The 26,196-nt window shown below is 41.6% G+C and carries 21 protein-coding genes and 1 pseudogene; 13 read left to right on the top strand and 9 right to left on the bottom strand.

Features of this window, described 5'->3' with window-relative positions; translation table 11 throughout:
- Positions 1 to 4: 4 nt before the first annotated feature.
- Positions 5 to 613, top strand: coding sequence for an NADH:ubiquinone reductase (Na(+)-transporting) subunit E (gene nqrE / locus Q4591_RS09415; protein ID WP_076540866.1), 609 nt, complete (start codon positions 5 to 7; stop codon positions 611 to 613).
- Between the two features lie 125 nt (positions 614 to 738).
- On the top strand, positions 739 to 1,956 hold the full coding sequence (gene nqrF, locus Q4591_RS09410; protein WP_102438461.1) for an NADH:ubiquinone reductase (Na(+)-transporting) subunit F: 1,218 nt from the start codon (positions 739 to 741) through the stop codon (positions 1,954 to 1,956).
- A gap of 1,016 nt (positions 1,957 to 2,972) precedes the next feature.
- Here nqrF and Q4591_RS09405 read toward each other — a convergent pair.
- The 5 genes from Q4591_RS09405 to yjjX form a co-directional block, all read right to left on the bottom strand.
- Entirely contained in the window at positions 2,973 to 4,154 is a 1,182-nt protein-coding gene (locus tag Q4591_RS09405; RefSeq protein ID WP_303460700.1) for a membrane dipeptidase, read from the bottom strand.
- Positions 4,155 to 4,188: 34 nt separating this feature from the next.
- Positions 4,189 to 4,635: a SufE family protein gene (locus Q4591_RS09400; protein WP_303460697.1), complete on the bottom strand. Its 447-nt coding sequence runs from the start codon at positions 4,633 to 4,635 to the stop codon at positions 4,189 to 4,191.
- A gap of 79 nt (positions 4,636 to 4,714) precedes the next feature.
- The gene (locus tag Q4591_RS09395) at positions 4,715 to 5,965 is read right to left on the bottom strand and encodes a cysteine desulfurase (RefSeq protein WP_303460695.1); all 1,251 of its coding nucleotides are present in this window, start codon (positions 5,963 to 5,965) and stop codon (positions 4,715 to 4,717) included.
- A gap of 148 nt (positions 5,966 to 6,113) precedes the next feature.
- Entirely contained in the window at positions 6,114 to 7,154 is a 1,041-nt protein-coding gene (locus tag Q4591_RS09390) for an NADP(H)-dependent aldo-keto reductase (protein ID WP_102439721.1), read from the bottom strand.
- Positions 7,155 to 7,235: 81 nt separating this feature from the next.
- Entirely contained in the window at positions 7,236 to 7,793 is a 558-nt protein-coding gene (gene yjjX / locus Q4591_RS09385; protein ID WP_102476923.1) for an inosine/xanthosine triphosphatase, read from the bottom strand.
- Between the two features lie 102 nt (positions 7,794 to 7,895).
- Here yjjX and Q4591_RS09380 point away from each other — a divergent pair, with 102 nt between their 5' ends.
- The 3 genes from Q4591_RS09380 (at position 7,896) to Q4591_RS09370 (ending at position 12,018) form a co-directional block, all read left to right on the top strand.
- Positions 7,896 to 8,669 carry a ribonuclease H family protein gene (locus tag Q4591_RS09380; RefSeq protein WP_102439719.1) on the top strand — a complete coding sequence of 258 codons (774 nt, stop codon included), beginning with the start codon at positions 7,896 to 7,898 and terminating at the stop codon, positions 8,667 to 8,669.
- A 498-nt stretch (positions 8,670 to 9,167) separates the two neighbouring features.
- The gene (locus Q4591_RS09375) at positions 9,168 to 10,460 is read left to right on the top strand and encodes a serine/threonine transporter (RefSeq protein WP_102439718.1); all 1,293 of its coding nucleotides are present in this window, start codon (positions 9,168 to 9,170) and stop codon (positions 10,458 to 10,460) included.
- Between the two features lie 190 nt (positions 10,461 to 10,650).
- On the top strand, positions 10,651 to 12,018 hold the full coding sequence (locus Q4591_RS09370) for an L-serine ammonia-lyase (protein WP_102439717.1): 1,368 nt from the start codon (positions 10,651 to 10,653) through the stop codon (positions 12,016 to 12,018).
- Positions 12,019 to 12,107: 89 nt separating this feature from the next.
- Here Q4591_RS09370 and Q4591_RS09365 read toward each other — a convergent pair whose 3' ends face one another.
- On the bottom strand, positions 12,108 to 12,563 hold the full coding sequence (locus Q4591_RS09365; RefSeq protein ID WP_102439716.1) for a GNAT family N-acetyltransferase: 456 nt from the start codon (positions 12,561 to 12,563) through the stop codon (positions 12,108 to 12,110).
- A gap of 275 nt (positions 12,564 to 12,838) precedes the next feature.
- On the opposite strand from Q4591_RS09365, the pseudogene Q4591_RS09360 reads away from it, so the two are divergent.
- Positions 12,839 to 13,060, top strand: a pseudogene (locus Q4591_RS09360) (hypothetical protein); the annotation flags it as partial.
- A 195-nt stretch (positions 13,061 to 13,255) separates the two neighbouring features.
- The gene (locus Q4591_RS09355) at positions 13,256 to 14,593 is read left to right on the top strand and encodes a dicarboxylate/amino acid:cation symporter (protein WP_303460693.1); all 1,338 of its coding nucleotides are present in this window, start codon (positions 13,256 to 13,258) and stop codon (positions 14,591 to 14,593) included.
- A gap of 71 nt (positions 14,594 to 14,664) precedes the next feature.
- On the opposite strand, the gene Q4591_RS09350 is transcribed toward Q4591_RS09355, so the two are convergent.
- Entirely contained in the window at positions 14,665 to 15,081 is a 417-nt protein-coding gene (locus Q4591_RS09350) for an META domain-containing protein (RefSeq protein WP_102439713.1), read from the bottom strand.
- A gap of 194 nt (positions 15,082 to 15,275) precedes the next feature.
- On the opposite strand from Q4591_RS09350, the gene Q4591_RS09345 reads away from it, so the two are divergent.
- From Q4591_RS09345 to Q4591_RS09335, 3 genes are read left to right on the top strand one after another with little or no spacing between them, the layout of a single operon-like run.
- A complete protein-coding gene (locus tag Q4591_RS09345; RefSeq protein WP_102439712.1) occupies positions 15,276 to 15,503 on the top strand; it encodes a hypothetical protein in 228 nt (75 codons plus the stop codon).
- Positions 15,500 to 16,042: a GNAT family N-acetyltransferase gene (locus tag Q4591_RS09340; protein ID WP_102439711.1), complete on the top strand. Its 543-nt coding sequence runs from the start codon at positions 15,500 to 15,502 to the stop codon at positions 16,040 to 16,042. The genes Q4591_RS09345 and Q4591_RS09340 overlap by 4 nt, the downstream gene beginning before the upstream one ends.
- Before the next feature lie 50 nt (positions 16,043 to 16,092).
- Positions 16,093 to 16,458 (top strand): hypothetical protein, encoded by a 366-nt coding sequence (locus tag Q4591_RS09335; protein WP_303460691.1) that lies wholly within the window; start codon positions 16,093 to 16,095, stop codon positions 16,456 to 16,458.
- Between the two features lie 47 nt (positions 16,459 to 16,505).
- Here the strand turns inward: Q4591_RS09335 and Q4591_RS09330 are convergent, their stop codons facing one another.
- Positions 16,506 to 17,096, bottom strand: coding sequence for a GNAT family N-acetyltransferase (locus tag Q4591_RS09330; protein WP_303460689.1), 591 nt, complete (start codon positions 17,094 to 17,096; stop codon positions 16,506 to 16,508).
- Positions 17,097 to 17,412: 316 nt separating this feature from the next.
- On the opposite strand from Q4591_RS09330, the gene Q4591_RS09325 reads away from it, so the two are divergent.
- Positions 17,413 to 18,015: a flavin reductase family protein gene (locus tag Q4591_RS09325; RefSeq protein WP_102439708.1), complete on the top strand. Its 603-nt coding sequence runs from the start codon at positions 17,413 to 17,415 to the stop codon at positions 18,013 to 18,015.
- Positions 18,016 to 18,157: 142 nt separating this feature from the next.
- Here Q4591_RS09325 and metK read toward each other — a convergent pair whose 3' ends face one another.
- Entirely contained in the window at positions 18,158 to 19,309 is a 1,152-nt protein-coding gene (gene metK, locus Q4591_RS09320; protein WP_303460686.1) for a methionine adenosyltransferase, read from the bottom strand.
- 782 nt (positions 19,310 to 20,091) lie between these two features.
- On the opposite strand from metK, the gene Q4591_RS09315 reads away from it, so the two are divergent.
- Together Q4591_RS09315 and Q4591_RS09310 are read left to right on the top strand one after the other, a co-directional pair.
- Entirely contained in the window at positions 20,092 to 22,176 is a 2,085-nt protein-coding gene (locus tag Q4591_RS09315; protein ID WP_102476928.1) for a winged helix-turn-helix domain-containing protein, read from the top strand.
- 206 nt (positions 22,177 to 22,382) lie between these two features.
- Positions 22,383 to 26,159: a S8 family serine peptidase gene (locus Q4591_RS09310; protein WP_303460684.1), complete on the top strand. Its 3,777-nt coding sequence runs from the start codon at positions 22,383 to 22,385 to the stop codon at positions 26,157 to 26,159.
- Positions 26,160 to 26,196 lie beyond the last annotated feature (37 nt).

Raw genomic sequence — 26,196 nt, 5'->3', positions numbered from 1 at the left:
GGCAATGGAACACTATATTAATTTATTTATTCAAGCGGCCTTTATCGACAACATGGCACTGTCTTTTTTCTTAGGCATGTGTACCTTCCTCGCGGTGTCTAAAAAGGTCTCAACCTCATTTGGTTTGGGCATTGCAGTGATTGTGGTGATGGTATTAGCCGTACCGGTAAATCAGCTGATTTACGTGAATATCCTTGCGCCAGGTGCACTGGCATGGGCAGGCTTCCCTGAGCTTAACTTAAGCTACTTACAGTTAATTACCTTTATTGGGGTGATTGCCGCTTTAGTGCAGATTTTGGAGATGTTTTTAGAAAGATACATTCCAACTCTGTATCAATCTTTAGGTATTTTCTTACCGCTACTAACGGTGAACTGTGCCATTTTTGCTGGGGTTATTTTCATGGCCAACCGTGATTATAACTTAGGCGAATCTGTGGTGTTTGCAGCAGGTAGTGCTGTGGGCTGGGCGATGGCCATTGTCTTACTCGCCGGGCTGCGTGAACGGATGAAATTTCATGCTATCCCACTAGGGCTGCAAGGAATTGGCATTACCTTTATTACTACAGGTTTAATGGCATTAGGTTTTATGTCATTTGCTGGCATCACTTTGTAAGGCGTGAAAATGCAAACAAATTTGAATTCGCTTATAGATGACTCACTCATGCTTGAATCAGTGGTTTTGGTAAAACTGACCCATGAGACTGCTTGTTATCAGCAACTGTTGAGAAGGTGCATTTAATGGAAATGGCAATTGGCATAGGCATGTTTACCATAGTGGTAAGTTTGCTGGTAATGATAATTTTATTCGCCAAAAGCAAATTGGTGGGTACGGGTGATGTCACCATCGGCATTAATGGTGATGCAGACAAAAGTGTGTGCACACCTGCTGGTGATAAACTGCTTGGCGCACTGGCGAGCAACAGTATTTTTATTCCATCGGCCTGTGGCGGTGGCGGCACCTGTGGCCAATGTCGGGTCACAGTGAAATCAGGTGGCGGTGATATCTTAGCCACAGAGCTTGACCACATCACCAAAAAAGAAGCCAAAGAAGGCTGCCGGTTAGCGTGTCAGGTTGCGGTGCGAACCGACATGGAACTAGAAGTGGATGAAGAGATCTTTGGGGTTAAAAAGTGGCAATGTGAGGTAGTTTCTAATGACAACCAAGCGACCTTTATTAAAGAGCTGCTGCTGAAAGTCCCTGAAGGGGAGGATGTTCATTTCAAAGCCGGTGGTTATATTCAAATTGAAGCCCCTGCCCATGAGGTGAAATACGCTGATTTTGATATTCCTGAGCAATATCGTGATGACTGGGATAAGTACGACTTATTTAGCCTAGTTTCAACCGTTGATGAAGATGTATTACGTGCTTATTCAATGGCGAACTACCCTGATGAAAAAGGCACCATCATGCTGAATGTGCGTATTGCTACGCCGCCAAGCAATGATTTACCACCAGGGCAAATGTCGTCATATATCTTTAATCTAAAGACTGGCGATAAGGTGACTATTTCAGGGCCCTTCGGTGAGTTTTTTGTCAAAGAAACAGACGCTGAAATGGTGTTTGTTGGTGGTGGCGCAGGTATGGCGCCGATGCGTTCGCATATTTTTGATCAACTTAAGAGTAAGCAAACAAAACGTAAAATGTCATTTTGGTATGGAGCGCGTTCAGCGCGAGAGATTTTTTATCAAGATGATTTTGATACCTTAGCCGCTGAAAATGACAACTTTGAATGGCATGTAGCTTTGTCAGAGCCTTTAGCTGAAGATAACTGGACCGGCTATACCGGCTTTATTCATACGGTATTATTGGAAAACTATCTTAAGAATCACAAAGCGCCAGAAGATTGTGAGTTCTACATGTGTGGCCCTCCAATCATGAACTCCTCTGTGATCAGCATGCTAGAAAGCTTAGGTGTTGAAGAAGAAAATATCTTGCTAGATGACTTTGGTGGCTAGTGTTTAGTTACTAATGTTCAAAGTAAGCTAACTAACAGTAAGCGTTTCAAAACAAAAAAGCTGAAACCTAGGTTTCAGCTTTTTTTGTCTAAAATTTATCGAGTCTAGAGTTTGTCGAGCTTAAAATCTTGATGTTTACCTTGTAAGCTAGGTTCAAGGTGTAACCCTCCCTTATATCGCTGCTATTTTTATATTGATAACAGATTACATGCATAAGTGAAATGAGGTCAAATTGTGATGGTTAACATCTCCTGTGATTAAAGACTAAATTAAAAAGGGGGCAAAATGTTTCATGACCACCAACTCTATTCTCCATTTATATTGGCACTTTTTACGTAGACCATAACTTCGATTTAACCAATTGCCTGCCGCAGGCTTATGTGCAGATACAACTGCGAGACGCCGCAAGTACATCCATGTAGGCTCTGCCAAAACATCCATGTTTTGGAAGCTCGCTGCTGCATCTACACTGGGATTATTGCTTCTTCGATTTGACTGTATTCGTGCCAAATAAAAGATTAAAAAGATATAAAGCTAAAAATCCAAAAGGCTCAATTTGAATTGAGGGCGTTGAAGAAAATAGCGTGATGCTCACATGGATGTGAGCATAGCTTTCGCGGTGCAGGGATGCACCATCGGAAGCGTTAGCATTTTCGAATAAGACCGAAGCAGTCTACAAACGAAGTTAAAAGCTGGATCGATCCCCATCGAAAACTATGCGCTTTTCAGCATTTTTCGTTAGGGGCGGCAGGGTGATCCAAGAGGGTATTGCTGTTGATACCCTTTTGGTCGGGTGTGGGTGGAAAACCCACGATGTTAATCCAAACGGAGTTTGGAAATACACAAAGGAAACCAACAGCCTAAATCTGGTGTGGGCGAAGCGCCACGACGTTAATCCAAACGGAGTTTGGAAATATTTAAAAAAATAAATCAGGTGTGAACGAAGCGCCACAACGTTAATCCAAACGGAGTTTGGAAATACAGAAAGCAAACCAACAACTTAAATCTGATGTAATTTAAACCAACACTTGTTTAAGCACTCTTTGCCAGTTACCACCTAAAAAGCGGTCTCTATCGCTCGACTTATAACGTGCTTTGGCCAGTGCATCGTCAATGCGACTCATTCTGTCGATATGGTTAAATTCTGGGATCACCACATGCTCTGGGGTATGGTCAAAGCCTAATACATTTTTATCAGCAAGACTTTGCCACCAACCCAGGTATTGTTTTACCCCTTCGGCGTTATTGTTATTTAACGCCAGTAAGTTTTCTTGGCCCCGCAGTGGGAAATCATTGGCAATGGCTACTGCATCCATGCCGCCCAGTCTAGCGACTCTATCAAGTTGACGAATATAATCATCAATACTCGGCACAGGCTTATTGGTGAGCCAAAAGCTCATCATGAAAATACCAAACACACCGCCAGTGTCGGCAATAGCGCGGATCACTTCATCGGGTGAGCAGCGAGCATTATTGACGATGGAGCGCACAGCGCCATGGCTTTGCACTATGGGTTTAGTGGAGACTTTAGCGGTATCCAGTGCGGTTTGCGGACTTGAGTGACTGACATCGATAAGAATATTGTGACGATTAAGCTCGGCGATTAATGCCTTACCATCAGCGGTCAGTGGCTTATTGAGGCTTTGAAAGCCATCATTGTCTAATGCGCCACCGGCAAAGCGGTTGCCGTAGTGGTGGGTTAATTGCAGCACCCGTAAACCATGTTGGTGAAATTGGTCTAGTTGTGGCCAAGGTTTATCGCCAATGTTAGTGATATCGGCATCGGCTTCAACACAGTCAGCGCCTTGGATTTGAAAGTACACCGCGGTGCGCTGCTCATTTCGGGCTTTGGCAATGTCGTTGCCTGTTAGCCCTTGTAATAAAACTGAAGGGTTATCATCGACCACTTTTTTAGCTTGTTTTATACTTTCAATACAGGCTTGGTAGGTGCGTTTGTAATTGGTGGTGCCATCGGGCTGTGTAATAGTTTCGATAGCGGAGATATCACAGATGTAAGCATCAAGTTTTGATTCGCGAACATCTGCTAGGTTTTCGGGCAGAAATGATAAACCATCAATATAGAGGCGCTTTTTGGAGGCGGCAAACACAGAAGTGCTATACAGCGGGCAAAGTAAGCTGGTTGCAGCGATCCCTTTAAGTAGGGTTCTTCTGTTTTGGTTACAAGCGCTTTCAGACATTGTTATTCCTTTTAACGCTCGTAATCATTATTGATTAGTTTGCGGCGTATTGCTTAATAGCATTGGCGAGTGCGGTAAGCCCATTGGTACGAGAGGGGCTTAATTGGCCGCTAAGTCCTAATTGTTCAAAATACTCAGTTAAGTCAAATGCACTAATGGCGGCACTGGTTTTTGTATGAGTTGCATATAACAGTATAGCAATTAGACCCTTAACTATACGTGAATCACTGTCGGCACAAAAAAAATGTTTGCCATCAATCGCTTTATGGTAAAGCCACGCTTGGCTTTCGCAGCCTTTTACTTGGGCTGACTCTAGCTTAAAGGCATCATCAAGTGTCGGTAGGGCTTTACCAAGCAGCATGATTTGACGGTATTTATCTTGCCAGTTGCTTGCTGACTCAATCGCGCTGACGGCTTGTGCGACCTTATTATCTAGCGGTTTAAAACAGTGCTCTTGGGGTTGTGGTAATTGGTTAGTCATTTTCTCAATTTACTATCAGGTGGTGGAGAGTATTTGCAGCTATAAAGCTAAGGTTAAAAAGCCTGGCTAAAACATCAGGCTATAACAGTAGATCTTTAACATTACCCAGCGCCGCGATAAACAGGTCAATGTCTTGCTTATTAGTATAGAGGCCAATGGATGCTCGGCAACAACCTTTAATGTTTAACTGCTGCATTAATGGCATGGCGCAGTGGTGGCCACAACGAACGGCTATGCCTTGTTGATCAAGTAGTATCCCAACATCTTGATGATGCTCTTGTGCCAAGTTAAACGCAACCACGCCAATATTATGCGGCGTTGCACCAATAAGGGTTATATCGCCTAAGTTTCTGAGTTCATGTTGCAAATAGTTCAGTAAGCTTTGCTCATGGGCCAGTAACTCAGCTTTTGGCAGTCCATTGATAAAACTAATTGCCGCACCTAAACCGATAACTGCTGAAATCGCCGGGGTGCCCGCTTCTAATTTATTGGGCAGTTCCCCAAAGGTGGTAGCTTCAAAACTCACCGACTTTATCATTTCGCCGCCTGTTAGCAGCGGTTCAAGCTTATCGAGCTCGGCATAACGGCCGTATAAGATCCCAACGCCAGTGGGGCCATACATTTTATGGCCTGAAAACACATAAAAGTCGCAGTTAATTTGTTGTACATCGACATCGATATGGGCGATGGCCTGAGCGCCATCAACAAGAGTGAGTGCACCTACTTGCTGGGCAAGCTCAACTAATCGGCTGACATCATTTACCGACCCCAGCGCATTGGTCACATGGCTTATGGCCACAAGCTTAGGTTTTAAACTAAGCAGTGCTGAATAGGCATTGATATCAATGGATAAATGCTCATTCAGTGGAATGGGTTTAACCACAGCGCCGGTATTTTTGGCCAATTGTTGCCATGGTACTAAGTTGGCGTGATGGGCGGCGCTATCAACTAAAATAATATCATTAGCTTTAAGCTGTTTGCTTAAGCCTGCAGCGACCATGTTGATCGATTCAGTGGTGCCGTGAGTGAAAATAACTTCTTCAGTTTGGCTAGCATTAATAAATTGCTTAACTTGATGACGAACGTGTTCATAGTTGGCTGTGGCTCTGGCTGATAACTGATGAGCGGCGCGATGCACATTAGCGTTATCATGCTGATAATACTGAGTCATTGCCTCAATGACACTAACAGGCTTTTGGCTGGTGGCTGCCGTATCTAAATAACACAATGGATTATCATCTAGCTGTTGATCCAATATTGGAAACTGAGATCGAATAGCTTGGTGATCAAAGGCATTATTAATTAAAACGGTATCCACAGGCACTGTCATTGAAAGCTCGTTAAGTTAATGATGAATCGCTGAAGTTATCGCTTCAGCATAAGAAAAGCGCTACGATCTTCATAGATTGTAGCGCTTATTGCAAGCATCAATATGCTGATTGGCAAAAGGTCTTATTAACCCCTGTTATTCACACTTGTTATGGGCAAGGCAAGCGATAAAGGTTAGACAGCTCGTTGATGCGGCCAATAAGCTCTGCGGACAAACTAACATCAAGGCTATCGATATTTTCTTTTAACTGTTCAAGATTGGTAGCGCCAATAATGTTTGAAGCGACAAAGCGTCTTGAATTAACAAAGGCTAAGGCCATTTGGGTTGGCGACAAACCAAACTCACGGGCTAAATCCACATAAGCTTGAGTAGCTTCAATTGCCATTGCTGTGCTGTTATAGCGGGCAAAGCGCTTAAATAACGTTAATCTGGCGTTTTCAGGCCACTGATTATTTTCATATTTACCTGTTAATGCGCCAAAAGCTAAAGGCGAGTAGGCCAGCAAAGGCAATTCTTCACGGTGGCTGATTTCAGACATGCCCACCTCAAAGCTGCGATTAAGCAAACTATAAGGATTTTGCACACTGACGATGCGGGGTAAGCCATGCTTTTCAGCTAATCGAAGGTATTGCATTAAGCCCCAAGGGGTTTCATTGGACACGCCGATATAGCGCACTTTTCCTTGGCGGATGACTTCAGCTAATGCTTCTAAGGTTTCTAAAATAGGGGTTTGATGTTCATCATCCAGTTGGTCGTAAAGTAGCTCACCGAAGTAATTACAGTGTCTATCAGGCCAGTGCAGCTGATATAAATCAATGGTATCGACTTGTAGTCGCTCTAGTGATGCATCAACCGCTTGGTGGATGTTGACCCAATCTAAGGCCATGTTTGGTCTAACAAAATCACTTTTAGGGCCTGCAGCTGACACTTTTGATGCAATGACTAAATTATCGCGATTACCTCTTTGTTTAAGGTAGTGACCAATAATGCGCTCAGTTTCACCTTGGGTGTCAGCACTGGGTGGCACAGGATACATTTCAGCGGTATCAATAAAGTTAATTCCACGACCAATGGCGTAATCCATTTGTGCAAAAGCTTGGGCTTGGGTATTTTGTTCGCCCCATGTCATGGTACCAAGACAAATCTTGCTAACATCAAGGCTAGAATGCGCTATGCGTTGATATTCCATTTAATTCTCCTATGGAAACGAGTTACTTCGAAGTTAGCAATCTTTATCCATAAAACAAAGTAACTTATTCCTATGGGCAAACTAATTGTTGAAAAATTCAGCATTCATAAAAGGCGCCATCGCTAAAATAATCGCTTGGGTGTAAATGCTTTCGCGGGTTGCTAAGCCGTGAGTGAGTAATCCAATTGCGCCGCCTTTTTGCTTAATGTTGTGGGTATTAAAGAGTTTATCCATTACATGGCCCAGCTCTTCACCTTGCTCTAGCGCTTGGTAAACTTGAGTGGGTAATGGCAGTAGCGCGCTGCGACCAACTGATAGTTGTTGCTTATGAATGATGGCCATATAAGCAAATGTCGCAGGGCCATGGTCAAAATTATCAACACCGCCTTCCATCGCGATAAAAAAGTCAGCCTCTTGGGCATTTGATTGGTATTGCGACTGGCAAAACTGGGCGCGATTAATGGCCCCTAATTTGGTTTCTGCATCTGTCATGGGTTGATCGGCCACTAACGAGGGCGCATGCATGCCGCTGCAATTGATTTTACGATCAGGAAAATACTGACTGATGGCCACTTTGGCGGCATTGATTTTTACGGGGTTATTTGAGCCGACAATAATCGTTAATGGTGCTTGAGGCATAAATTAGTATCCAAGTTTTACTGAACAGTTGGTGATTTTGCTACGTCATACGCTAAACTGGTGCGCATTGAGTATCTTAAGCGATTTTATAGAGAAGTCATTATGGCGAAGAAGTTTTATGTGGTTTGGGCAGGGCGTGAGACCGGCATTTTTACCAGTTGGGATTATACCAAGAAGCAGGTGGATAAATTTCCCCAAGCAAAATACAAATCTTTCCCGACTGAAGCAGAGGCTAAAGCGGCATTTGGCGCATCGGCAAGTAAAAGTATAGGTAAAGCGGCTTTTAGCGCGAAAAGTAAAGCTAGCACTGCGACTAAAACAACATCGACCAGCAAAGCTAAGATTGATTTATCCACTCATGAGGTGATGATATTCACTGATGGCGGCTGTGAGCCCAACCCTGGTAAAGCGGGCTCAGGCATGGCGATTTACCGTAATGGCGCAGTCGCTGAGTTGTGGTTTGGTTTATATAATCCCAATGGCACCAATAATAGCGCCGAATTGAATGCGCTTTATCAAGCGATATTAGTGGCACAAAAGGCCATTAAGGCTAATCAAACGGTTAAAATACTCAGTGACTCCCAATATTCGATTAATTGCATCACTAATTGGGCTTATGGCTGGAAGTCAAAAGGCTGGAAACGCAAGACTGCCGGTGATATCGCCAATCTTGAAGTCATTAAGCAGGCTCATGAACTTTATGATGCCATTAAAGATGATATGGAGATTGAACACGTTGCCGCTCATGTGGGGATTGAAGGCAATGAATTGGCCGACCGTATGTCGATTTATGCCATTGATCAAAAACTGACTGGGTTTGTCAAATATGACAAGGCGCTGGATGTCGCCGCCATATTAAGTTTAAGAACGGGCTAGCGATATTGTTATATCGTATATAACTTCAGTTGAGTCGAATTTACCGCTGTAAAAATGTAAATTCGACGCTTTGCTGGGTGAATATTAACTTTGCTTTTAGCTTACTTATCTATTTCCAGCTAACTTTCTTTTTCAAGCTAATCTTCTATTTCAAGCTAACCTTCTCGTTTCCCTTTCGACAGTGATAAGGCTATTTTATCATCGAAAAACCTTGAGTTACTTGATTGAAATAGTCAAGTATTCACTAGGTTATTAGTGTTTAAACCCCTTTGGCTTGTGACTTTGCAGTACATTCGCAGTTGATCATTTGTATCTAATGTTGGCAATTAAATTAATTGTTGTTAATGAAGCTGTATTAGTAACCAAGTTAATATTTGATCATGCGCACATTGCGCCTCTCTTATTGCTGTGTGGGATCAAAAAAATGAACTAGGTCACTATTCTCAAATAAGAACACTGTATTCTCCGCGCCAAATTAGTTACCTCAAAGGTTATTCCATGCAAAGAGATTCAATCAGTGCGCAGGATGTTGCTGTAGCAACTCAAGGTGAGCAAACTCAAGTTAAAGGCTGGAGTCGTCAAGATACCACTTGGATGTTAAGTCTATTTGGCACCGCTGTTGGCGCCGGTATTTTGTTTTTACCTATTAACGCGGGTATGGGCGGTTTTTGGCCTTTAGTCATGATGGCCGTTTTTATTGGACCTATGACTTACCTTGCTCATCGCGGTTTATCTCGCTTTGTGTGCTCTTCTAAGAATCCGGGTAGTGATATTACTCAAGTGGTAGAAGAGCACTTTGGCGTTAATGCGGGTAAAGCGATCACGCTGTTATACTTCTTTGCTATTTTTCCTATTGTGCTTATCTATGGTGTTGGTATTACTAACACAGTTGATAGCTTTATTGTTCACCAGCTTGGCTTTGCCTCACCGCCACGTTTTTTATTATCGGCATTACTTATTATTGGCATGATGTCAGTGATGGTTGCGGGTGAAAAATTCATGCTGAAAGTGACGCAATTTTTAGTCTACCCACTGGTTGCGATTTTGGCATTTATGTCATTTTACTTAATTCCTGACTGGAAAATGGATGCTTTGCAAGTGGTGCCATCGGCAGGTGAGTTTTTTGGTACTGTTTGGTTAACTATTCCAGTATTGATCTTTGCTTTTAACCATTCTCCTGCAATTTCACAATTCTCTGTGTCACTTAAGCGTGAGCATGGCAACAATGCAGCTAAAAAAGCAGATGTGATTTTACGTAACACCTCAATGATGCTTGTAGGCTTCGTGATGCTGTTCGTGTTCTCTTGTGTTTTATCATTAAGCCCAGCGCAACTTGCTGAAGCAAAGAGTGAAAACTTAGCTATTTTGTCTTACTTAGCCAATGTTCACTCAAGTGGTTTTGTGAGCTACTTTGGCCCTATTATTGCGTTTATTGCGATTATTTCTTCTTTCTTTGGCCACTACTTAGGGGCGACTGAAGGTTTAAAAGGCATGATCACTAAGCAATTACGTAGCAGTAATAAAGAAGTATCAGAGGCTAAGCTAAATAAATTCATTTTGGCTTTCATGTTCTTCAGCATCTGGATTGTTGCGGTTATTAACCCAAGCATTTTAGGCATGATTGAAGCGTTGGGCGGTCCGATTATTGCTGCAATCCTTTATCTAATGCCTATGTATGCTGTCCATAAAGTACCTGCGCTAAAAGCTTACCGTGGCCGCATTAGTAATGTGTTTGTGGTTATTGCTGGTTTACTGGCTATGACAGCGATTCTATTTGGCTTAATGAGCTAAATTAATTCAAGTTTTGCTGTAGTAGAGGAGTATCTTTGATGCTCCTCTTTTCTGTTTTATCTTTGCTGTTTTAGTGTGTTGTTTTGGTCCAAGTGAATTAAGTTAACTCAACTGATTAACTACAATCGATGTTGATTTGACATGATAGCCAAAACCGCGCGCTTAGATACAAAAGTGTTGAGGTACATCTATGTTTAGTGCATTTGAAATCTTTAAGATTGGTATTGGGCCATCAAGCTCGCATACCGTAGGCCCAATGAAAGCGGCTAATCGGTTTGTTGATGATTTAATTGAACAAGGGCAGCTAACACAAATTACTAAATTTACCGTGGATGTTTATGGTTCTCTTTCACTAACGGGAAAGGGTCATCATACTGATATCGCTATTATTATGGGTTTAGCCGGTAATGAGCCTGAAACTGTGGATATTGAAGCTATTGAACATTTCATTGCTCAAGTGGCTAAAACCGAAGAAATTATCATTGGTGATGCGATTCATCATGTGGCGTTCCCTACTGATGCATTAGTGTTTCATCCTGAAACGCTGCCATTACATGAAAATGCGATGAAGTTGCATGCTTGGATTGGTGATGAGCGTGTTTACTCAAATACCTACTATTCAATCGGTGGTGGATTTATTGTTGATGAAGCTGAGTTTAATCAAACACACTCTAATGGGGTAAAAGTACCTTATCACTTTAATTTTGCTGATGAACTCATGGCGCACTGCAAAGAGTCAGGTTTAAGCATCAGCGGTTTGATGAAGCAAAATGAGCTGTGTTTTCGCACTGAAGAAGAGATGTACACTGGCTTTAGTTTAGTATGGAAAACCATGCAAAACGCCATTGAAAAGGGCTGTCATACTGAAGGGGTGTTAGCGGGGCCGCTAAAAGTGTCACGTCGAGCGCCAGCGTTACATCGTGAGTTATTACGCTGTGAGCGTTTAAGTAATGATCCAATGGAAATAATTGATTGGGTTAACTTATTTGCCTTAGCTGTGAGCGAAGAAAATGCTGCTGGTGGCCGCGTGGTGACGTCACCAACCAATGGCGCTGCTGGGATTATTCCTGCGGTATTAGCTTACTATAATAAGTTTATTCAAAAGGTTGGCCCTAAAGAATGCAGTCGTTATTTTTTAGCAGCAGCGGCAGTCGGCTCGCTTTATAAACGTAATGCGTCAATCTCTGGTGCTGAAGTGGGCTGTCAGGGTGAAGTGGGTGTGGCGTGTTCTATGGCGGCGGCGGGCTTAGCTGAGTTAATGGGCGGCTCACCTTCACAAGTGTGTATGGCGGCTGAAATTGGCATGGAGCATAACCTTGGCTTAACTTGCGATCCAGTCGCAGGTCAAGTGCAGGTGCCTTGTATTGAGCGTAATGCCATAGCATCGGTTAAAGCGATTAATGCCTCACGTATGGCGCTTCGTCGTAATTCAGAGCCTAGAGTAAGCTTAGATAAAGTGATCGCGACTATGTATGAGACTGGCAAAGACATGCACTCTAAATACCGTGAAACCAGTCAAGGCGGCTTAGCCATTAAAGTGACTAACCTTTGTGCTTAATTTTTAGTTTGAGATAACAGCTTGAACTCAATAAAAAGGCTTTCATTTGAAAGCTTTTTTTATTGAGATTTTTTGATAGTTGACGCTGATTAGTGAGCTTCTGGAAGCTGTTCAAACATCAAATAATGGCTTTGCTCCATGCCGAGTGCCTTATAGGTTTGCTGAGCGGCATGATTATCATGCTCTACATATAATCTGAAACTGGCCGCGCCGCCCATGTCCTCAGCCATTGCTTTAACTTGCTGATAAAGTTTGCCATATATTCCTTGGCGGCGGTTTTGCGGGCGTATATACACACTTTGGATCCAGCAATAGTTAGTTGCGCGCCAATCACTCCATTCAAGGGTGACCATTAATGAACCCACGATGTCACCATCTATCTCAGCCACTAAATAAAAGCCTTTTTCTGGGCTGCTTAGCATAGTGCTCACCCCTTTAGTGAGCTGTTCATTATCCAAGTGAAGCTGCTCAGTTTCCATTGCCATGGCTTGGTTAAATTCAACTAATGCTGATAAATCTGATAGTTGGCCTTTTCTTATTTTCATTGTGGCTCCTTGATATAAAAATAGTGCTAATTTTTATTCGACTAAAGTCTAAGCTGCTATGCTTAATAATTATACTTGTTTTGTTTTTGGGGGCAGTTATGGCAAAGCCACATGCTCAATGTCAATCAGGATTAAATTCTACGGTTCAGGCTAATAAAGCTGTCAGCTCATCGATTTACCGACGCTATCAATTTAGGGTTAGGCGATATTTTAGCCACCCTAATAGGATTCACTTAGCTCATGCTACTACAGTCAGATCGCTTACACAGCCTTCGATTAATCATTTGTTGCATTTTTTGCTCACCATAGTCACCTTTGGCTGTTGGGGCATGGTCTGGTGGTGGTTAATCTTAAAATCACGTGGCGAGGGCAATAATTTTCTCGCGGGATTTGATGATGATTACTGGAGTTACTTAATTGAAAGGGAGCGACCTCCGGCAGCACTTTATACTCTAAAGGTCGGTACTGATGAGGCTGAAACTGTTTTTGAAGCTTAATGCGCTTAAACCCTGTAATTTATAGTGTATAGACCTTATAAGGTGACCTAGATCATCTAATGTAGTTGAGGTGTCATGCTAGTATGCGTCGCCGATTTTTATCGTGATATATGCCACCTTTAGCGGTGCATTCGTTAGTCATATCATAAGCAGCGTACTTAATTACTCAACTATCAATTTTACAGGGTTTAAATCATGTCAAAACATGCTCCTTCACTTCTTGGTCGGGCCTGGTCTCGCTGGATGTCAGTTCCTTTGTGGTTACAAATCCTCATAGGTATGGTGCTAGGTATTATTACTGGGGTAAGCCTAGGTGAAGATGCCAACTATTTAAAACCCATTGGTACTTTGTTTGTAAATACCATCAAAATGTTAATTATTCCTTTGGTATTTTGCTCGCTCATTGTTGGTGTGACCTCGATGCAGGATACGGCGAAAATGGGCCGAATTGGCTTTAAGTCTTTTGCCTTTTATTTAGGTACCACTTCGATTGCTATCAGTATTGGCCTGCTTGTCGGTTATATCATGCAGCCTGGTGCAGGTCTTGGTCTTAAAGGGGCTGCAGCTGCAGCCGATGTAAAGCAAGCGCCAAGCTTAATGGATACCTTGATTAATATTGTGCCGACTAACCCTGTCGCGGCACTAGCCAGTGGTCAAATTCTGCAGGTAATTGTATTTGCTGTGGCATTAGGTATTTCACTGGTGTTAATCGGCGAGCGTGGAAAGCCTGCGATTAAGCTATTTGAAAGCTTAGCAGAAGCCATGTACAAGCTGACTGACATGGTGATGAAGTTAGCACCTTATGGCGTGTTTGGCCTGATGGCTTGGGTTGCAGGTGAGTATGGCTTAGAGATGTTGTTGCCGCTAATTAAAGTCATTGTAGCGGTTTATTTGGGGTGTGCATTACATATTCTTGGTTTTTACAGCTTAGTATTAACTGTGTTTGGCAAACTCAATCCGCTGCAGTTTTTTAAAGGCATTGCTAATGCGATGGCGGTGGCATTTACCACTTCAAGTTCAGCAGGAACCCTGCCTGCGAGCATGAAGTGTGCCAGTGAAAACTTAGGTGTGAATAAAAAGATTTCAAGCTTTGTATTGCCACTGGGAACCACCATTAATATGGATGGCACAGCGCTTTATCAGGGCGTGACTGCGTTATTTGTTGCTCAGGCATTTGGGGTGGATTTAACTTGGGTTGAATACATAACGATTATTCTTACCGCGACTTTAGCCTCAATTGGCACTGCGGGTGTGCCTGGCGCTGGTTTAGTGATGTTGACCTTGGTGTTAACAACGGTAGGCTTACCACTTGAAGGTGTGGCAATTATTGCCGGTATCGACCGAGTATTAGATATGGCGCGAACAGTGGTTAACGTTTCAGGAGACTTAGTGGCAACGACTATGATTGCTCGCTCTGAAGATGAACTTGATGTTGAGCATTATAATGCGGATATGGAGCAGTCTGCGATGATTGTGCAGCAGGCAGAAACTGAATTACAACAAACTGAGTCACAGGTAAAAATACCTAGCTAGCATCATGCTGTGAGCGATTGATACAAAAAGAGTGAAGCCATGGCTTCACTCTTTTTTTGTTTAATCGCAAGCTAATCTTGTTTAGCCAATACCAATAAGGTGGCGCCATCTTGAGATTTTAGTAATAGCTTACCCGATTTCGCTTGTTTGATATTGGTGACTAACGTCATTGCTTTCATAATACTTTGCTCTTGCTGCATCAATACTTCAACACAGGCCATTCTGGTAGTGCCTGCAGGCGTTAAGCTTAGCTTATCTTGTTGCTGGCTATAATCACCAAAGAAGCGGTTACAGCTGTTGTTGCCAGATAATTTACCTTCTTCAGCAAAGGTAATTTGTGCAGGGCTATTATCAATCACAGGATTTGATAGCGCGGTTTCAATATGCCAACTGCCAAGTAGATTGACTTGTTCAACTGGAGGCGGCGCACTTTGACAAGCACTGAGTCCAAAAATAATACAACACGCGCCGAGGAGAGGTTTGAACATGAGAGGCATTTCCAAATAGGGTCGTTAATAGCCATAGTATATACTGAGTCACATTGATTTTTTTCATCTTGAATAATAATTAATGATAATTTACTGATTTTATTACCGCCTTATTTAATCAATAAATGTTAAATCAGCCGAATCTGCCCGATAAGGCGATACAATAAGGCTATTAGCCAAAAAGAGTGAGTTTAATGAGTAACATTTTTAAAATTTTGCATGCCGTTGGATTGATTTTTGTCGCCGTCGGCGCTGGTTTGTATTTATTCACTGAAGTGGCTAGTCAAGTCTCTGGCATGTTAGTCGTGGCGTGTTTAATTGGGCTTGGGTTTGTCATCATGGCGCCTTATCCGGTAGCCCTGGTTTTTAGTTGGGCGCAAAAACAAGCCGTAAACTCAACTGATGATGAGCAAGATAAATGAAAGTTAGTTATCGATTAGCCCAACGAGATGATGCCGCTGAAATTGCTCAGCTTGAGCTAACTCATATGCATGATGAGCTAGGGGCAAATGGACAGGGGATGGCAGGGCAACACTTTTCGGAGCCGCAAATTACCAGCTTAATTAATCAAGGCTGGATAATGCTGGCTTGCTGCGATAGCAAGATTATTGGTTATGTTATTGCTGGCCCTTGGTCCCTATTTAAATCTTGGTCTATCTATCAAGCGATATTAAAGCGCTTACCCAGTATCGAAATGGGTTATAGCCGTTTATCTGAGAGTAACAGTTGCCAATATGGTCCTATTTGGATCCATAGTAATCATCGCGGCCAAGGTATTTTTGAACAACTGGTTAGTCAGTTAGCAAGGCATGTAGGCAAAAAGCTACCTTATATGGTCACCTTCATTGCTGAAGATAATGCATTATCTTTTGCCGCACATACCCGTAAGGCATCGATGGAAGTGGTCGATTATTTTGGCTTTCAGCAGCGTGATTATTATTTACTGGTGTTAGCTAATTAGTATCGTACTCTCATCGAAAAAGACATCAAGATGAGGTTTAAGAGGTCACTATGGAACAAAATACAACTCAGCTGTTTAATGAGTTATTTGCATCTTATTTGTCGTTAAGACTATCAGCATTCGAGAATTTAAAAATTGTAGTGGGTGTGCTTGCGGCTAATGAATTGGATTGTGAAGCATTTGAGCTTAATAAGCAGCCGACAACCAGCGGGAATGCTCAGTCAATATATGCAGTAAAATGGCAAGACCAATGGATTTTATGCGGGCGTTCAAATGGTTATCAAGAGCAAATTGTGCTGAGTACTGACAATCACCTACTTGATACTGACAATGGTCGAGTGATGAATGTACCAGTTTTATCATTACAGCAGATTTCCTTTATGTGTGTCGAAACTGCGCATTTTGATCACTGTTAACGAAACGATTATTAACGCGAAGTTTTTAACAAGCGGTTGCTTTTAAACTATTTTCTAGAAGAAAGTTGAGTCTGCAGCTGCATTAGCACCAATGGTTTTTGTGGTGAACGATGTTTTAGATAAAGTTGTTGAATATCATTTGTCGCCAGTTTTACCTCATTGAAGCCATGCTCTTGATAAAGTTGGGTTAAATGGGGTAAGGAAAATACAAAACATTGCTCGCATTTTAGTTTTTCAGCAATGAATGCTAGCAATGTATGGGCAAGTCCACCGCCTCTATACTCACTAGCAACGACAAGGCCGGTTACCAACTGATATTGGCCAATGGGCTTTATTCTTACTACCGCAATAATACTATTGTCAGGATTATTGCGACTCTTTCCTTTAGCAATAGCGGCACTAGAAACTGTATTAACAGGTTCATTCATTTCTTTATCAATATTCGACTGCTGTAACTGAGTATCTTGAGCCATGATCACCGCTATATCTTCTTTCATTGTTGGCTTTGAATAAGGCATCTGTTGTTTGTAAAACTGTTTCAGCATTGACCAGCACTTTTGTTGCCTGGCTGTCATCGCTGGTGCTATTGACGTTTTGAATTGAGTGACATCATCAAATAACCATTGGGTTTTACGCATTAAATTTTTACCTATTGAGTATGTAGAGCGATAAAGTTCTGAAAGGTGAAAGCTCATTCTTTTGTTATTGGATGGCACAATTTTAATGTTTAATTGATGGCTTAGATAGAAAAGACTCGCTTCATTACTCCCTTGTTAGAATTGAGCAATTGTCATTCTGAACAGCGGTTTGATATCTTGCAAAGGAGTTTCATCTTTAACCGATCAAAATGTGTTGGGTTAACATATTTTTAAAACCTATACAGCGTACATACCTGACATAGTACTGTTAAAGTTGAATGTGATTTACCCTATTAAGAATATTTGCGAGAGCCTAATGTTATTGTCGCCACAACAGTTAAGTAAGCAACAAATATATAAGTTATTGATTGGTGGAGTAACGCCTAGACCCATCGCATGGGTTTCCACTATTTCTGTTGATGGGGTGGCCAATTTAGCACCTTTTTCGTTTTTTACTGTGGCCAGCGCTAACCCGCCAGTGCTGTGTTTCAACCCTATGGGCATGGATGATGGTCAGGAAAAGGATACGTTAACTAATATTCGCCAACAGGGTGAATTTGTCATCAATACAGTGAGCTATCCTGATTTAGCGGTGATGAATGAAACTTGCCATCATATTCCTGCGGATATAGATGAATTTGAGTATGCCAACATTGAAAAAGCCCCAGCATCTATAGTTAAGCCGAGTCTCGTTAAGCAAGCGCTAATTAGCTTTGAGTGCCAGCTTAATCAGATTATTGATTTGGGCAATGAACCGTTATCTGGCCATTTAATATTAGGTAATGTCGTCGCTATTCATGTTAAAGATGACATCATTGAGGATTTTAGAATCGATAGTGACAAATTAGATGCCATAGGAAGAATGGCCGGCAGTGATTACTGCTTAACCAGAGAGAAGGTTAAGCTTACTCGTAAGTAGTGACAGTTTATGTGCTCTGCAGAACTGTAGCGAAATAAAACTATAGCGAAATAGTCCAAGTTGAATCAATCAGCAAATTATAGATATAAAAAAACCGTCAATTGACGGTTTTTTTAGTTTTACATACTGTAATGAGGGCTAATTATAGACCGGCATCAGCACGTAAGATTTCAGCTTTATCAGTCGCTTCCCATGGGAATTCGTTACGGCCGAAGTGACCATAAGCAGCAGTTTGTTGGTAAATTGGACGAGCCAAATCCAACATCGCTGTTAGGCCGTAAGGGCGCAGTTCGAAGTGTTGACGAACTAACTTAATTAATACTTCTTCTGATACTTTACCGGTACCAAATGTTTCGATGCTAATTGAGGTAGGCTCTGCTACACCGATTGCATAAGAAACTTGGATTTCACAACGATCTGCAAGACCTGCAGCGACGATGTTCTTCGCTACATAACGTGCTGCGTATGCAGCACTACGGTCAACTTTTGATGGGTCTTTACCTGAGAAAGCACCACCACCATGACGCGCCATGCCGCCATAGGTATCAACGATGATTTTACGACCGGTTAAACCACAGTCACCTACAGGGCCACCAATAACAAAACGGCCAGTTGGGTTGATGAAGTACTTAGTATCTTTGTTTAACCACTGTGATGGTAAAACTGGCTTAATGATGGTTTCCATTACGCCTTCGATTAAGTCTTCCTGACTAACATCTTCACGATGTTGAGTTGATAGAACGATTGCATCGATACCAACAATTTTACCTTCATCATAAGCAAAGGTAACTTGGCTTTTTGCATCTGGGCGAAGCCAAGGTAAGGTGCCATCTTTACGTACTTCAGATTGACGTTTCACAAGTTTGTGAGCGTAAGTAATAGGAGCAGGCATTAATACGTCAGTTTCGTTGCTGGCATAACCAAACATTAAACCTTGGTCACCAGCGCCTTGTTCTGCAGGATCACTGCGGTCAACACCTTGGTTGATATCAGGAGACTGCTTACCAATGGCATTTAAAATGGCGCAAGAATCAGCATCAAAACCCATATCAGAATGAGTGTAACCAATTTCACGCACTGTTTTACGCGTGATTTCTTCGATATCAACCCATGCAGAAGTTGTGACTTCACCACCGACTAATACCATGCCTGTTTTTACGTAAGTTTCACAAGCAACACGCGCTTTAGGGTCTTGCTCTAAAATTGCGTCTAATACTGCATCAGAAATCTGATCAGCGATTTTATCTGGATGACCTTCTGAGACCGACTCAGAGGTGAACAAGTGGTTTGCCATAATGGGAAATCTCGTCTTTTTGAATTTGAACGTGTAGAGGTATCTACATCTAGACGTCTATTTTAGTCGAATTTAAAAATGATAACACCCCCCAATACGATAATAAGTCAAAAATTGTGCAATGCCGCAAATAATTAAATTCAACCTAAAAGCTTGTTTAGGAATTAGTTGTGCTTATCTTTATGATTGTATTAGTTTAATGTGTTTTTTGTGGTGATATTTTTTAAGGCTGTATGCTAAATTAAACAATTTATTTAGCCAGTGGATTTGGGCTTATCAATAGAGGCCCCCTTATTGACTTACTAGAAATATGGTCATTAAGCCTTATGTAAACCAGCAAGATTCCACTTTATTGTACCTATACAGAGTTTGATAAGCCTTAAGAGAGGCTAAGCTCTGAAAAAATACTGTGGTTAACCTCGTGTCTTTATTGAATAAAATCAGACAAGTAAGTTGTATTTTAAATAATGCTGCTGTGCCTTTAGCATTTATCACTAAAAAAAGCGCTAATATCAACACAAATCTCTTGTTAAATAAATGTAAACGTAATTGTTAGCTGGTACGCTATTTTGTATACTACCAAGCTATAACTCATAATATTTATTTATATAAAGTGACTGTTTATATTTCGATACAAGTTGTAACACTGGTTAATTCCTATATTAACAGTGGCTTAATTAATTTTGTATCAAACAACTTGTGCGTAGAATGGTTTTTATTTGATTTATATTTATGATGACTAGTGAAAATAATAATAATAACAAATTACTAGGTGAGACTTGATGGCATTACTTCAGTATCAAATAGGGCCGTGTACGTTAGATTGCAGCATAATGACCTTAAGCTGTGGTGATAAGACAATTAAGTTGTCGGCTAAAGTGTTTGAGTTGCTGAAACTGTTTATTGATAGTCCAGATCATATTGTTTCTCGCCAAACAGCAATTGATACCATCTGGGATGGTAACCAAGCTGTTGGTGAAAAAGGTTTCACTAATTCAGTATGGCTAATACGAAAATCCTTTAAAGATTTACATATTGAAGCTGATTTACTGCTGACATTACCAAAACTTGGTTACCAATTAGTGTTACCGATTTCATTAATTTCTTCAGCTAATGAGGAGACGAGTCTTTCAGATATCACTCACAAAAAGGCAGGCCGTAAACATACCGTGTTGGCAGTTTTTGTGCTCGCATTTGTGATACTACTCAGTTATTCCGCTTATCAATTTATCAAATCTTTTACAGAGCCTGAAGCCGCAGCCGCTTTGGCGTCACCAATAAAAAGTAAAGTGACCAATTTTGAAGGGGTTGAAGAGCATATTGCCGTGTCCAATGATGGCAAATACCTTGCGATGCAATGGCGTAATGGTCAGCAACCGGGCAAAATTTATATTAAAGAGCTTAATAACAATGACTCGCCACTGAAATTAATTTCGTTTGTCGATAGTGAAGAAGCTTCTCCCGCTTGGTCGCCGTCCGATCAAAAACTGGCTTACGTGCGAGTTTTAGCTAGTGGTGTTTGCCAAGTAAGAGTAAGGCATTTACAGCAAAATACCGATGATCTTGTGACTGAGGGCTGCTTTTATTTGCCATTTAAACGAGTACTGAGCTGGTCAAAAAATGATGAAGATACACTTATTTTTGCGAAGCAATTAACTGATAGAGTGGCTTTGTTTTCATATTCGATGTCGACAAAGCAAAGTACACAATTAACCAAGCCCGGTAAAAACGAGGTAGACTTTTCGCCTCATCAATTGACCAATAATGATGAAATTGCGTTTATCAGAGAAAAAAGTTCATCACTTCAAATGAGCCTGCTATTAAAACGTGGTGAAAGTGATGTTGTTGATTTAATAGCGAATAGTGTCAGTATTATTGACTATGACTTTAGTTATCAAAATGACAGCTTTTATGTGAATCATATTGAAGGATCAAATTTAGTGATTTCTAAAATTGATCTGTTAGGTAATGTTCAGCATACCATTCCATTTACTGGCTTAATCAGTAGCGTCACTTATTCCGATGTGACCGAGACGCTATTTATTAGCGAGCACATTTCAAAAGAGTATATTGCACAACTGAGCTATCAAAACCAAAAAGTACTGCGAAAAATCTCCTCATCTTCACGAGACATGTATGCCCGTTATTCAAAAAAGACTGGTGATATTTTATTTTTGTCAAATCGTTCAAAATTGTGGTCCACCTGGAAAAATAACCAAGTCACTAGTAAAAACCTGACTAAAAGCATGGGGAATGCAGGGGTCGTGGGGGTATCGCCCACCAGTGAGATGTTTGCCGTCACCATCAACCGTAATGATAAACAAACCTTATATTTAGGTAATATTCAGTCGGAACTATTTGAAAGAGTTGATATTGGCGATCTTGCAGCCGAAAACATCAGTTGGTCTAAAGATGGCAAGGCTATCTATTTTAAAGGCACTGAAAATGAGAGTAGTGGCATTTATCGTTATTCACTTGATGATAAATTACAGCCAATTAAGTTTGGCCAAGGGAATTATGCTGTTGAAGGTGAGTCCCCAGATATACTGTATATGTCGAAGTTTAATTTAAATGGTATTTGGCGTTTTGATGCCAATACTAATGAAGTTAGCCAGATTACCGATCGTTTAGCTAAATATGATTTTGGCTCATTTTACTATGAAGATGGCTTTGTATATTTCGTCGAACGCACAGTAAAACAAGACCTGATCCAACGAATCAACGCTGCTGGCGAGATACAAACTGTGATGTCATTTCCAGCGAATACAGTGCGCAAGTTTTTTGGTTTATCAAGCGCTGATGAACAGTCTTTATTGTTAACATTAAAGGTTGCTAACGAGGCCGATGTTGTTGGTTATCGCCTCTAACTAGTGTTGTTAGTGTTATGTTTTGCGTAGTTAACTGTCTGTATTTAAATAAAAAAGATAATTAAAAGATATAAGCTAGACAAGCGCAGATATAAATATGAGTATTAAATGAATCTGAGGTTGTTGTGACAATGTTCCTTGCACGTTATTAATTGGTTAGAGCCTGAAAAAGGCCGAATAACAAAAAATAACGTGAAGGAATGGAAATGAAATTTAATAAATGCACGCTCGCATTATGCGTCTCAACCGCCATTCTGTCGGGTGCTCTACATGCGAATGCTCAGACCGAATCAGTATCAGCATATGGTAGCGCTCAGCAGCAAGAACGCGCGACCTATACTCTATATTTAACAAATGCCGCAGCTATCGAGCGCCAAGGTGATAAACGCGATTACACGCAACGCCTTGCTGAAGTTAGCAAATTACAAGATCAAGTATTCAACCAAATTAAAGCCATTGATCCGCAGGCAATATTAACAGCGCGTTCAGGGTTAGTAGCGAATATAATCAATGTTGAACTGCAAAGCGGCTCAGTTGCTCAAGTTAAGGCGCTTGATGCAGTGCAACGTATTTTCAGTGCCAGCAATACTAGCAGCGTTAAGCAAACTGAAGCGACTCAGTCTGTTCAGCAAAATGCTACAGTAATGGCTGAGGAAGATGTGACCTTACTTTCTCCATATACTGGCAATGAATCGGCTGGTGCTGGTGTTAGCGTTGCAATCATTTCTACCGGTATTGATTACACTTTACCAATATTTGGTGGTTCAGGTGTTTATGGCGAAAATAATGACCCTGAAACGCCTCCACCGGCTGGCAGTTATTTAGAAGCCTTAGAAAATGGCGCTATTGAATATAGCGGCTTCCCTACAGCGGTAGTTGCAGGTGGTTGGGATTTTTCAAGCGAAAACTATGGTAATGACGCTAACCCAATTGATCAAAATCTTAGCTATGTGGATTGGAATGGTTGGGAATATCCAACAGGTATGGGCACAGAGCTTGCGAGTATCGTGCATCAACTTGCACCTGGTGCATCACTTCATGCTTATAAAGTCTATAACGTATCGGGCGCAAGTTGGGACCCTACTTATATTACGGCGTCAGGACCTTCATTAGATAAACTTGTTCAAGCCTTTGAGCATGCTCTTGACCCTAACCAAGATGGTGATATTAGTGACCGTATCGATATTGCATTACTAGAGGCTTCTGGCGCGGGTGCATTCTTTGATATCGATGGTAATGCCTCGGTAAGCTTACTGCAATTGATGATTGAACGTGTATCAGCTCAAGGTATGACTGTAGTCACTCATGCTGGAGATTTAGCTGAGTATTCACTTTATGGTGACGCTGAAGCTAAACACCGTAACTGGATTTCTGCAGAAGGTAGTGCGACTTCGGCAATTACTGTTGGTGCAGTAAACTATGCTGACGATGGTGAAACACTTGTTGTACCTGAATGGGCTGCAATGGGCCCAGTGCGTGGCTCACAAACCTTAAAGCCTGAAATTGTCACTTTCACTGACAATCAGCCAGTGGTGCATATTTCCAATGCAGATGAAACTGCAGCTAAGTACGGTATGCGCTCTGGCTCTATGGCAGGTGCTGCAAGAATTGCTGCCGCTGCTGCGGTGATTAAAAGTCAGTTCCCAGGTTTTGGTCCTGCTGAAATTAAAGCTGTTTTAGCTAACACTGCTAATATCGATAGTATTTTAGAAAGTGATGAAATTACCCCTGCTGAAATCTATTCTATTGGTCATGGTGTTGAAGATTTAGATGCTGCAATCAGCTCGCCTTTAGTGGCTTGGGAAAGCGCTTCAAATCAACCTTATGTTCAATTTGGTATGCATGAAATTGCAGATACTAAAACAGTTCATAAGAATATCACTGTTCGCAATGTCTCAGATACCGCTCAGACCTACAGCTTATCGTTTAAAATGGTCGGTGATAAAGCTGCCCATGAAGCATTAACACTTAACTTGCCTGAATCAGTGAATATCCCTGCTAATTCAAGTGTGGTTATTCCTGTGTCTATGATAGTTGATGCTAATAAACTGCCACAATGGCCGTTGATGAGCACTGCGGATCATACTGACGCTAACTTAAAAGCAACTGAGCTAAATGGTTACATTAGCTTAATGTCTGAAGGAAAGCCTGAGCTTAACCTTGGTTGGATGGTAAAAGCGCGTCACAGCACCTCGATTACTAAACGCCCAAACGCGATTGAGTTTCCGACTTATCTAGGTTGGAACCCAGACACTTTCCAAACAGAATGGAATCACTTAGCTTGGGGTCGTGAATTATACCCTGATGATGAGTTTGGTAATGGCAGTTATCAAGGTTATGTGGCTTCATTCATTAATGATTCTAAGACTGAAACAACCTTTCAAGCTTATCCGTTAATTTTACAAAACCGTACCGTTAGACCTGATTTAGAAAATGTTAAAGGTCATAAAATCAAAGCTGTTGGTGGCGCTATTTTTGATGATGCCATGTGTACGGTTTCAGGTAAGAAACTCAATATTGCGGTGAGCTTATTTGACCGCGCTGATGTGGCACTGGCTAACTTTCAAGAGCGTGGCCCACAGCTATTTGCTTATGATCTTTTTCTTGAATCGGTTGTTTTAGAAAATGGTTGGAATGAGAGTTTTTCAGATGGCACGATTTGGGATGAAGCGCAGCAGGTCAATCAACCACGTATTGCGTTAAATGCCAAAGGTCAACCAGCGACATATGTAATTGATTACAGCGTTGCTTATGACTACACCAACCCAAATGGTCGTATGAAAGAATCTACCCTACCAACGTATTTTACCAATAATGGCAAAAATATCGTTTCTCAGGTTTGTCTTGAAGACCTATATCACCACGAGCTTGATAGCGTAGAAGATTTTGACCAAAACTTTGGTTTCCATATTCAAACCGACCGCCACACAGGTAAAGAACAATACGAACCAATTGCACAATTTAACCCGATTAAAGGTGGTAATTATGCAGTTGAAGAGTCTTGTTACTTTGATTGGTTTACCGGCATGGATGTGTGTACCGATGTAGCAAATGACCGCTCTGTTCATGTTGGTTTTGCGGCAATGGGTCAAGATGCTGAAGTTGGCGAGCTAGCGTTTTCACCAACCTATACTGCTCAACCAGGTGAAGAGGTTTATATCGCTTCAGTGGGCGCATCTGATTTAGGTGGTATCGGCCAGATCCCTGCACCGAAAGATTTCATGGTTGTTAGTGTAAACGATGACTTTATGCAAATTGGCTATAACGCAATGGTAGATGATGATGGTTCTATTGTTGCAAGAGCACAGGCTAACCAAGTCTTTAGCGTTGCAGAAGGCGCTGAAATGAATACTGTTTTAGGAAAGATTGAGCTGGATACTCAGGGCTTCTTTACTTACGGTTCAACAGACTTTGAGCCGCTTGAATTGCATATCGTTAATTCAGTTACAGGTACGCCTTTTGCGATTGACCAAGAAACTCATGAGTTATACGTGGTTAATCCATCAGCGCTTGATTTTGAGAATAACCAAGAATTTGAACTTAAAATCCTTGCTCAAAAAGGCAACACAGTTGGTGAAACCGAAAGCATTAAGGTGATGGTCACGGACGTGAATGATATTGCGCCAGTAGTTGATGAAGACGTTGCCGCTGCTATGCCGACTCCTCAATTGACCTTCAAAAAAGGCGATTCAGCAAGCTTTACCATGGATATCGATGGACTGTTTATGGATGTCGAAGGTAACAGCTTAAGCTACACAGTTGAAGGTTCAGGCTTTACTGCACTGGCTATCGCTGGCACTCAAATCACGGGTGAACTTGATAGTGAAGGTAGTCATCAACTAACTGTTACGGCTTCTGACGGTGTGAATGAAGTGAGCCATACGTTAACTGTAGAGTCAACGTATGAAAAAGACAGTGGTGGTAGCTTAGGTATGTTATCTCTGCTGTTCGCAGGTCTTATCGCACTGCGTCGTCGTTTCTAACTGGCTAAACACTTGCTTGTTTAACCCTGGTAGGGAA

Origin of the sequence: Shewanella sp. 3_MG-2023, from assembly GCF_030548765.1 — a bacterium.
Classification (GTDB): domain Bacteria; phylum Pseudomonadota; class Gammaproteobacteria; order Enterobacterales; family Shewanellaceae; genus Shewanella.
The sequence above is the reverse complement of the archived record's forward strand: the minus strand, read 5'-3'. Positions and strand labels throughout refer to the sequence as shown.

Coding starts and splice junctions, on each gene's coding strand:
- Q4591_RS09345 (WP_102439712.1), top strand. CDS start 15,276: ATGAGTAACATTTTTAAAATTTTGCATGCCGTTGGATTGATTTTTGTC.
- Q4591_RS09335 (WP_303460691.1), top strand. CDS start 16,093: ATGGAACAAAATACAACTCAGCTGTTTAATGAGTTATTTGCATCTTAT.
- metK (WP_303460686.1), bottom strand. CDS start 19,309: ATGGCAAACCACTTGTTCACCTCTGAGTCGGTCTCAGAAGGTCATCCA.
- Q4591_RS09400 (WP_303460697.1), bottom strand. CDS start 4,635: ATGACTAACCAATTACCACAACCCCAAGAGCACTGTTTTAAACCGCTA.
- Q4591_RS09310 (WP_303460684.1), top strand. CDS start 22,383: ATGAAATTTAATAAATGCACGCTCGCATTATGCGTCTCAACCGCCATT.
- Q4591_RS09350 (WP_102439713.1), bottom strand. CDS start 15,081: ATGTTCAAACCTCTCCTCGGCGCGTGTTGTATTATTTTTGGACTCAGT.
- Q4591_RS09330 (WP_303460689.1), bottom strand. CDS start 17,096: ATGCGTAAAACCCAATGGTTATTTGATGATGTCACTCAATTCAAAACG.
- Q4591_RS09390 (WP_102439721.1), bottom strand. CDS start 7,154: ATGGAATATCAACGCATAGCGCATTCTAGCCTTGATGTTAGCAAGATT.
- Q4591_RS09325 (WP_102439708.1), top strand. CDS start 17,413: ATGTTATTGTCGCCACAACAGTTAAGTAAGCAACAAATATATAAGTTA.
- Q4591_RS09340 (WP_102439711.1), top strand. CDS start 15,500: ATGAAAGTTAGTTATCGATTAGCCCAACGAGATGATGCCGCTGAAATT.
- Q4591_RS09405 (WP_303460700.1), bottom strand. CDS start 4,154: ATGTCTGAAAGCGCTTGTAACCAAAACAGAAGAACCCTACTTAAAGGG.
- Q4591_RS09370 (WP_102439717.1), top strand. CDS start 10,651: ATGTTTAGTGCATTTGAAATCTTTAAGATTGGTATTGGGCCATCAAGC.
- nqrF (WP_102438461.1), top strand. CDS start 739: ATGGAAATGGCAATTGGCATAGGCATGTTTACCATAGTGGTAAGTTTG.
- Q4591_RS09315 (WP_102476928.1), top strand. CDS start 20,092: ATGGCATTACTTCAGTATCAAATAGGGCCGTGTACGTTAGATTGCAGC.
- yjjX (WP_102476923.1), bottom strand. CDS start 7,793: ATGCCTCAAGCACCATTAACGATTATTGTCGGCTCAAATAACCCCGTA.
- Q4591_RS09375 (WP_102439718.1), top strand. CDS start 9,168: ATGCAAAGAGATTCAATCAGTGCGCAGGATGTTGCTGTAGCAACTCAA.
- nqrE (WP_076540866.1), top strand. CDS start 5: ATGGAACACTATATTAATTTATTTATTCAAGCGGCCTTTATCGACAAC.
- Q4591_RS09395 (WP_303460695.1), bottom strand. CDS start 5,965: ATGACAGTGCCTGTGGATACCGTTTTAATTAATAATGCCTTTGATCAC.
- Q4591_RS09355 (WP_303460693.1), top strand. CDS start 13,256: ATGTCAAAACATGCTCCTTCACTTCTTGGTCGGGCCTGGTCTCGCTGG.
- Q4591_RS09365 (WP_102439716.1), bottom strand. CDS start 12,563: ATGAAAATAAGAAAAGGCCAACTATCAGATTTATCAGCATTAGTTGAA.
- Q4591_RS09380 (WP_102439719.1), top strand. CDS start 7,896: ATGGCGAAGAAGTTTTATGTGGTTTGGGCAGGGCGTGAGACCGGCATT.